This is a genomic window from Lacticaseibacillus sp. 866-1 (assembly GCF_016861825.1).
Classification (GTDB): domain Bacteria; phylum Bacillota; class Bacilli; order Lactobacillales; family Lactobacillaceae; genus Lacticaseibacillus.
This window is the reverse complement of sequence record NZ_BOLU01000045.1, coordinates 1-8697: the sequence shown is the minus strand read 5'-3', so window position 1 is coordinate 8697 and position 8697 is coordinate 1. Positions and strand designations below refer to the sequence as shown.

The 8697-nt window shown below is 51.9% G+C and carries 8 protein-coding genes; 3 read left to right on the top strand and 5 right to left on the bottom strand.

Annotated features, from left to right (window positions below; translation table 11 throughout):
• Positions 1–159: 159 nt before the first annotated feature.
• The 3 genes from JUE30_RS10885 to JUE30_RS10875 form a co-directional block, all read right to left on the bottom strand.
• Positions 160–1173: an amidohydrolase family protein gene (locus JUE30_RS10885; RefSeq protein ID WP_203624840.1), complete on the bottom strand. Its 1014-nt coding sequence runs from the start codon at positions 1171–1173 to the stop codon at positions 160–162.
• A gap of 109 nt (positions 1174–1282) precedes the next feature.
• The gene (locus JUE30_RS10880) at positions 1283–1855 is read right to left on the bottom strand and encodes a hypothetical protein (protein WP_203624839.1); all 573 of its coding nucleotides are present in this window, start codon (positions 1853–1855) and stop codon (positions 1283–1285) included.
• Between the two features lie 280 nt (positions 1856–2135).
• Complete coding sequence (locus JUE30_RS10875) at positions 2136–2645, bottom strand: MarR family winged helix-turn-helix transcriptional regulator (RefSeq protein ID WP_374706433.1); 510 nt, start codon at positions 2643–2645, stop codon at positions 2136–2138.
• Positions 2646–2771: 126 nt separating this feature from the next.
• Between JUE30_RS10875 and JUE30_RS10870 the strand changes: the two genes are divergently transcribed.
• Positions 2772–3713 (top strand): ATP-binding cassette domain-containing protein, encoded by a 942-nt coding sequence (locus JUE30_RS10870; RefSeq protein ID WP_203624838.1) that lies wholly within the window; start codon positions 2772–2774, stop codon positions 3711–3713.
• Positions 3714–3726: 13 nt separating this feature from the next.
• Complete coding sequence (locus JUE30_RS10865) at positions 3727–4503, top strand: ABC transporter permease (RefSeq protein ID WP_203624837.1); 777 nt, start codon at positions 3727–3729, stop codon at positions 4501–4503.
• A 387-nt stretch (positions 4504–4890) separates the two neighbouring features.
• Here the strand turns inward: JUE30_RS10865 and JUE30_RS10860 are convergent, their stop codons facing one another.
• Positions 4891–5052 carry a hypothetical protein gene (locus JUE30_RS10860; RefSeq protein ID WP_164506147.1) on the bottom strand — a complete coding sequence of 54 codons (162 nt, stop codon included), beginning with the start codon at positions 5050–5052 and terminating at the stop codon, positions 4891–4893.
• Positions 5053–5532: 480 nt separating this feature from the next.
• Between JUE30_RS10860 and JUE30_RS10855 the strand changes: the two genes are divergently transcribed.
• The gene (locus JUE30_RS10855; protein ID WP_203624836.1) at positions 5533–6741 is read left to right on the top strand and encodes an MFS transporter; all 1209 of its coding nucleotides are present in this window, start codon (positions 5533–5535) and stop codon (positions 6739–6741) included.
• A gap of 801 nt (positions 6742–7542) precedes the next feature.
• On the opposite strand, the gene JUE30_RS10850 is transcribed toward JUE30_RS10855, so the two are convergent.
• The gene (locus JUE30_RS10850) at positions 7543–8511 is read right to left on the bottom strand and encodes an ABC transporter permease (protein ID WP_203624835.1); all 969 of its coding nucleotides are present in this window, start codon (positions 8509–8511) and stop codon (positions 7543–7545) included.
• Positions 8512–8697: the final 186 nt, after the last annotated feature.

The window sequence follows — 8697 nt, the reverse complement described above, 5'->3', positions numbered from 1 at the left end:
ACTGGGTCGGTCTGTTCGTGGTGCATCGATCACCAACTTCTCCGCTCAGTCAGTATTCGCAACGCTCCAAACGTTGCTTTCAGACCGACCAGATGCGATTTCATGTCCCAAATACCGAGGTGAATAATCCAGGATATAGTTTTTCCATGAGGCGCCTCCTTAGTTCAAATGCAGCAACGCGGCCGCATTTTGATTGGCGATTTTTTCCTGATCCGCTTGCGTCAAGTCAGATTCGGTCAGAAACTTCTGCGCGTCCGCCGGGTGATTGTAGGGGTAATCCAGCGAGTACAACAGGTGATCGGCGCCGACCTCGGTCATGCCCAAGGTCAGCTGCGCCGGGAAGAACATACCGCTTGGCGTGATGTAAAAGTTGTCGCGGTAGGTTTGACTGATGCTGCGGTCAAGGTGAACGGTCAGGCCCAGCGTCTGGTCCATCCGCTCAAGGAAGTTCGGCACCATTTCGCCCCAGTGGCCGGTGATGATCTTGAGGCGAGGGTGGCGATCAAACACGCCGGCGAGGATCAGGCGGATCATCTGCACGCCGAGGTCTTCATGCCAGCCCCAGCCGGCGCCGGCAAAGGTGAAGGCAGTCAGTACCGACCAGCCTTGCCCCTGATAGTAGTGCTCACTGATGGCGGCGGGGATCACGGCCGGATGGAAGTACAGCGGCACATCGAGTGCTTCAGCCTTGGCGAAAATTGCCTCGTACATCGGGTCGTCGAACATGTGCCCATCGTAGTAACCGTGAATCATTGCGCCTCGCAGGCCGAGCTGCTTGACGGCGCGTTCGAGTTCCGCGGCGGCCGCTTCGGGATCGCCAACCGGCAGCGTCGCCCAGCCGCCAAGGCGGTCGGGATGGGCGCTGATGGCCTTCGCTAAATCGTCATTCGCCATTTTACAAAGGCCAATGGCCACCTTCGGATCCAGATTCTGTGGCGTGTCGTCGCCGTAGCCCATGATCTGCATCTGAATCCCGTTTTGATCCATGAAGGCCAAGCGTTTATCGTCCGCGCTGATGAGCTCGGTGTTGTCGCGCTTGGTCTTCGCAACAAACTCTTCAATGCTGTGATCATCCGGATTTTTGTGCGGATTGGTCGGCTTTGGCATGTACGGCTTGGCAGCGTCATTGACGCGCTGTGATTCCCAGTGTTCTTCTAGTGTGATTAATTTCATGTTGGTTGCCTCCTGATTGAATAACCACATTCTAGGAGGCGGCGACCATTAAAAATAGCCGTGTTTGTTGTCAAACACGGCTATTCTGTCATTTTTCTTCGAACTGGGGCTATAGGCCGCGGAAAATCTTGGCCGGCACCGGCAGCATCTTCTGAAAAATCGTGATCAACTGACTACGGCTCAGCTCAGGGTGTTCGTTGACGACATCGGCAAAAGCGAGATACATGCGCGCCAGCAGGTCGATCATGACCCCCTTCATCGGGATGTTGGTCCCTTCAATACTGCTCACGCGCCGAATCTCGCGGCTGAGATACGCAACGATGAGATCCCCGGCGTGGGCCCAGCGGACCATGGCGATCAAATCGCGATGCGCGAGCAGCAAATCGACCGTCAAAGGCGCCCCTTCATCACTGGGATCGAGGGCTTGATCGGCTTTTTGCAGGGCCGAATTGATGACCCGTGAGACGGTCACTTCGATAATTTCGCCAATACTGTCGTAATGCTGATAATAGGTCTGGCGGGCGAGCTTGGCCGTTTGACACAAGGCGCTCACGCTGATGTTGGCAAACGCCTCACCGGCCTCGAAGTGCTGCTTCAAAGCGGCGAACAGCTTGTCCTGGGTCGCCTGCAGGCGCTTATCAGGGGCCTGATAATAGGCGACTGGAATGTGGACTTTGCTCATAGCATGCTCTCCTTTGTTCTCCAAAACGGCGAAGATTGAGGCAACACAATAGGTTTGCCCGTGGTCTGTCCAAGAACACCGATGTGGAAGTATACCGGTGCGTCTATCATGAGGCCAACACCACCTATTGCCACATCCAGATTAGTGGCGCCGGTTAGGACACAACTTCAATGCGTGTTAGCGATAATTGTGGGCTTCAAAACGCGTTGCCGCTGCTCACCCTTGTTTCCAGCAGCGTGACTCGCCAAATGCCCGCTGAGGTAACTGATTCTCCATCCGGCTACTTTTTAAACCGGTTGAGGTAATGGCCAGCAAATAATTTATGAAACTTGACCCCCAAGGTGGGGTTGGCCGCGTCAATATCGGCGTACATCGCATTCGTGATCTTCGTCAACAACGCATACAACTCATCCTGCTCAGCTTCAGTGAGCGCCTGCAAAAATGGCGGGACTTCCTGGGCAGCAGACGCAATTTCTTCCCGCCCCTGGGGGGTTAAGCTGACCAGATTGACCCGGCGATCCTTAGTCGACTTAGCCAAGGTAACCAGATCGCGTTTCGCTAGCTTGGCGACAAACTCGCTGGTCGATTGCGGCGACATGGCCAAGCGTGACGCTAGCTGATGCTGCGATTGGTGATCCTCATCCGCTAACGCCAACAGGATCTTGCCCTGACCCTCAACGGTCATGCGCGGCCGTGCTTGCTTGACGATGTCGTCGTAGATTTTGCTCAGCTGTTCGTATTCTGCAAGTTTGCCGGCGGCCAGCTCGGCCTTAACTTCATTTGCCACCATTCATCAGTCCTCATCAGTCGTTTTCTCCAGTATACAGCAGATTTAATCAGGGCACTTGACTTATTAGTCAGGGGGCCTTATTGTATTTTAGTCAGGTGGCCTGATTAAAAATTGCAGGAGGCTCATATGAATAACGATGATGTGATTCAAGTTAGCAATATCTCAAAACACTTTGGCAAGAATGCCGCGGTCCGAGATGTTTCTTTTAGCGTCAAGAGGGGGGAGATCTTTGGCTTACTAGGTCCCAATGGTGCTGGCAAAACCACGTTGATCAGAATGATGACGACCCTACTGCACCCAGATACCGGCCAGATCCTGATCAATGGCTTTGATACGCAAACACAGGGCCGCAACGCGCGCCAGCAGTTCAGTGTCACGGGTCAAACAGCAGCCATCGATCAAGATCTGACGGCGCGCGAAAATCTCATGATTTTCGCGCGTTTGTCAGGGCTGGCGATACCCGCCGCCCGCAGCCGGACAACTGAACTGTTAAAGGCGTTTGACTTAGTTGCTTCAGCAGATCGAACACTTGAAACTTTTTCTGGGGGCATGCGGCGAAGGCTGGACCTTGCCGTAAGCCTGGTAGGCAAGCCAACGATTTTATTTTTAGACGAGCCAACGACCGGCCTAGATCCGCGCACGCGCGCTCAGATGTGGCAAGTGATCCAAACCCTAGTCGCCGACGGGTCAACCGTCCTGCTCACCACCCAGTACCTGGAAGAGGCCGCGCAATTCGCTGATCGCATTGCCTTGATCGATCACGGGCAAATGAAAGCTATCGGCACCCCAGATGAACTGACTAGGCGCGTTGGGGGCAAGCGATTGCGCCTCCAAGTCGCGGCGGAACAATCCCTAAAAGGGGCTCAGGTCATCCTGCAAAAAACTGAAATGCATCCTGTTCAGGTCAGCGAACGAACCTTGACGGTGCCACTGGATGAAGGTGAGGTGGGGCAAACCGCAGCACTGCTTCAGCAATTTGACGAAGCTGGCATCGCCCTCAGCCAGTTTGCTATCGAACCGCCATCGCTCGACGATGTCTTTTTGCAAATGACGGTTGGCAAGAACTAAGGAGGCTCCACAAATGAATATCGAGACAAGCAACACTCATAACTTAAAAAATATAATGACCATGACTCATCGTAATCTCTTGAAGACCCTGCACAACCCGGACAACTTTGGCGATGTCATTATGGAACCGGTTATTTTCACCTTGCTATTTGGATTTTTGTTTGGCGGCGCCATTGCCGGGAGCGTGCAGGCTTACCTGCCTATCCTGGTGCCTGGCATCCTGATTCAAAGTATTCTCAATGCCGCATCAGGATCAGGGCAGCAGCTCCGTGAGGATATTAATAATGGCGTTTTCGCTCGTTTCAAGACCTTGCCAATCGCGCCAATCGTGCCGCTTGCCGGGCAATTGATCGGGGACATTTTTCGACTGCTGGTGGCAGGATCGATGGCCTTGATCACGGCCTTTCTCATGGGCTGGCGCCCGGTCGTAGACCTGCCAATGGTCGCAGCCGCGCTGGGCTTGGCGTTGTTCATCGGCTGGGCCACTTCTTGGATTTTTGCCTTGGTGGGGCTCGTAGCCAAAAACGCGGAAATGATCGGCAGCCTATCCATGATGATCATTTTAGTGTTGACCTTCTTGTCCAATGCCTTTGTGCCCACTAAGACCTTGCCAAGGTTCATTCAGACGATCGTGAATCTAAATCCGGTTAGCTACACCGTCACGGCGATCCGGTCGCTTTTGCTAACCGGAACGTGGAATCTGCATGCGACGGTCGCCTTGCTTTGCGGACTCCTCATTATTTCGATCTTCATGCCGCTCAGCTTAATGGCCTATCAAAAGCAAAACTGACCCAAAAACCAGGCGCCTAGCGAGTTTTTCGCCAGGCGCCTTTGGGCACAAGTCCGTTACTATTTGGTCAGTCCCATGATCACTCAAAACAGCAGGCGATTGCGCGGCGCATTCCCCAGCACAGAGCGGTACAGGGCCAGGTTGGCGAGAGTCACCCCGATGATGATGATGCCGTAGAAAACTTGCCCCCCACGCTCATGACGTGAGCTGAGACGATCCGCGTCGCATAGGGCACCAGCGAGCTAAAAAACAGCAACCCGATGGCCAGCCACGGGGCACCCCTGTGGATAACAGCTAGCCGCTCAGTCTGCCCAGACCTCACAAGAAAACAGGCGACCCCAAAGGACCGCCTGAGTGAAACTTGGTATTTTCATCAAACTTGTACTTTTAATACTTACCTTCGTTGCTGAACAAATAATAGATCAGCATGCCTGCACCAAGCAGCGCGCACACCCCACCGATGATAGGAACGACTTTGCCAAACTGAGTGACCGTCATAATGATGGCGCCGCCCACGAAGAGGAAGCCGCCAGCCTGCAAGTTTTTCATAATGAGCCCCTTTCAGGTTAGTACCCAAAGCTTATCATAATTGTTTATCAATCCGCACCTGGAAAAAATTTATTCCCGCGGCGACGACCTCGCGGAGAAAAAGACAACGAAGTTCAAGCCCTCAACCCATGCGTTTGATTTCAATCTAGTGTTATAACCACTTAACCTAGCCTCCGAGTTGCGTCATCCCGGTCACATTGAAAAGAAGAAATGCTGGGGCAAAATTAGTTAAACTATTGGTTACGCAGTAGATCTACTGAGCGTCAATTTTCTTAAGTTGTGAGACCCAAGTCTCAGCATAACTGTCTGACGCTTCGGTGACCTCTGTTGTTTCGATCAAATCTGAGTGCTAGCATGAACACGTGTCTTTATCACTAAATAAGGAGAAACAACAATGATTATCAAACTAAGCAAAAAAATCAGCGCTTCAACTTTGATAGGGGGTGATAACTAACAGTCAGGTACGAAAGGAAAACTCTTTTGAATAAATATCGTCTGCAAGCATTTGTATTTGTCTTAGTCGCTTTTATGTCAGGGTGTAACGAATTTATGGTGGTTGGTATCCTACCTGACATTGCGAGCCATTTGCGTGTCTCAATTGCGATGGTCGGCTATTTAGTCACAATATTCGCCACGGTCTATGCTGTCAGCACGCCAATCGTGACGATGCTGACGAGCAAGTATAACCGCTATAAAACCCTTCTGGTGCTAATGGCCATCTTCCTGGTCGGCAACACACTTAGCGGGCTGGCAACCACCTATTGGATGATGATTGTCTCTCGGGTGATTGCTGCCGGCGTTTCGGGTGCCATCATCTCGATCATCATGACCTTTGCCAATCAAATCGCACCTAAGGATAAACGGGCGAATCTGATTTCCTGGATCTATGCAGGATTCAGCATTGCCTCTGTCATTGGCGTCCCGATCGGCACCACCATCAGCACGCATTACGACTGGCGCTATGCTTTCTTTGCAGTATCGCTCATCTCACTGCTCACGATTGGGCTGCTGAGTTGGCTTTTGCCCCACCACATGAAGCAGGTTCAAGGCTCCATCTTAAAGCAGTTAAGTCTGCTTAAGGATTCGCGAATCTACATTGGAATCGCAGTTGTCCTGTTTACCGCCGCCACTCAGTATGGTTATTACACGTACATCCGACCATTACTGACAACAGTGTTAGGGTTTGATACCCAGAACATCAACCTTCTGCTATTCGTCCTTGGCATCGCGAGTGTATTTAGCAACCGATTCTCTGGCACGATTGCGCGCCGCGGCGGCTTAGAGCTTATGCCAAAGTATTACGTGGCAGATGTGGTGATTTTGCTCATGCTGCCCTTGGTCATGATGAGCAAGCTCACTGGCTTCCTTATGCTGATTGCAATCACCATGCTGATCACCTTGTTTAGCGCCTCTATTCAGCTTCATTTTATGGATGTCGCCGAGCAGGACTACCCCCAATCAACATTGCTAGCATCATCGCTGAGTTCGATATTCTTTAACTTTGGCACTTCGTTAGGCTCCGCCACCGCGTCTCTCCTGGTCGGGGCAGTCGGCGTTGGCAGAATCAGCTTGGGGGCAGCATCTTATGCCCTGCTCGCGTTGATTTTACTGGTGATATTGAATCGAATCAATGCCAGTCATCGCTACTCAAACGAGGCAAAAAAGCATCACCAATCTCAAGTAAGCTGAGTCTGATAGGCAATGTTTCTGAGAATCGGATAGGTGAGCATGAATCCTTGCAAGCCTGGTTAGACACACAGGGCCTACTACTACCTTGATTCTCTGTTAAACTTAAGTAGCTGGGAGCTCCGCTTCCGCGACTCCTGGCGGTGAGACCAATGGAGTTCTTCTTTGCAGTTGTTGCTGCTGCTGGCGTGATTGCCAACGGAATCAGTGCCGGCAAGCGGCACTTTTACCGCACTCACGCTCGGCGCGACACACCGCCGCGCGTTAAATCGCATCGGCGACGTCACTAGCGCCGCATAAGGACGTCGGGGTCAGGCCCAGCTAACCTAATCCCGGCGTTTTTGCGCACAAAAAAACGGACGCCCGTAAGCGTCCGCACTCATTTACCGGTAGCTGTCCGGCTGAGTCAATGGAATTCCTCTTTGCGATTTGATTATAACACGCATTGTTGCATTTCCGCACATTTTATACGGTTTTCCGCAATAATCTGCTGTCTTGCCGTGCTTCTGGCGATGCTGTATGTTTGGCTCAAAACCCCTGGAGGCCGCCCATGAAAATCGTGCTCGACACCGAGACCACCGGCACTAACATCAACGATGAGATCCTGCAGCTCTCCATCAGCGGCTACAACTCCAGTTCCGATGTCGACTTCCTGCGGGTGGCGGTGTGACAATCAAAGCGCCAGTCCTTTATGTGATGCCGATATTTTCATCGATCTATGGCGAGTGGCTCAAAGGAAAACTAGGACTCTGCCCTCGATCATCATGATCGACTACAGAGTCCTAGTTTATTTGGCAAAAATCTCTAATCGACTGACTTCAACGCTTCAAGCATATCCACACTTTGAATCTTCCGGTTCATCATGAACATGACCATCAACGAGAAGACAATGGTCAATCCGACCGAGATCAAGATATTGATCCACGTCAGTCCTGGTGCCACCATCGCTGTGGCTGGCGGCAGTAGATCCATGATGTAGGCATGGAACAGATAGCCAACACCAATGCCGACGACGATTCCAGCACCGGTCAAAATGTTGGTCTCACGGTAAATGTACATCAGCACTTCTCGCGGATAGAAGCCCAGCACTTTCAGGGTTGAAAGTTCCCGCATTCGCTCGGAGACATTGATGTTCGTCAGCGTGTAAAGCACGACCAGCGAAAGCAGCGAGGCACTGACGACCAGCACAAGGATCAGGTTGCTCAGATTGCCCAAAATGTTGGTAATGGTCTTCTTGGTTTCTCTGGACTGCACAGTCTCAACTGCCGCTTCGTGGTGGTTGAACTTTGACGCAAAGGCGTTCACTGACTTGCTTGTGTTGTGCTTCAAGGTGACGAGGTAGGCATTTGGCTTCGCCGCTTTGTCGTAGACCTTCTGGTAATATGTCTGGTTCATGTAAACGTAGTGCCCGGCATACATGGTGGTAATCGCTGCGATCTTGACCTTGTGCGCTGTGCCATCAGTGTCTTTAAGACTGATCGTATCGCCGACGCTCGCCCCTTGCAACTTCGCGAGCTTCTGGGACACCACTGCGCCATTATCGGTCAGTGAAAGCTTCTTACCAGTCTTATAGTCACGCAGCTTGATGTAATGATCTAGCTGGCTATCAGACTTCGGTACCATCAAAGCAATACTTTCTCGCGTATCAGAACCGCTTGCGGTCGCGTAAACATTGGCAAAATACGCCGCAGTATCGCGCTTGACCTGGCTTGAATCCGTTACCGCTTCTTGCGCCTTACGCACTGCACTGGTGCCGGCATTGGGATTGTACACGGTCACGAGATCATACTGACTAATATTGCCAAACTGCCGATCAACAATAGTATCCTGGATTATTCACCTCGGTATTTGGGACATGAAATCGCATCTGGTCGGTCTGAAAGCAACGTTTGGAGCGTTGCGAATACTGACTGAGCGGAGAAGTTGGTGATCGATGCACCACGAACAGACCGACCCAGT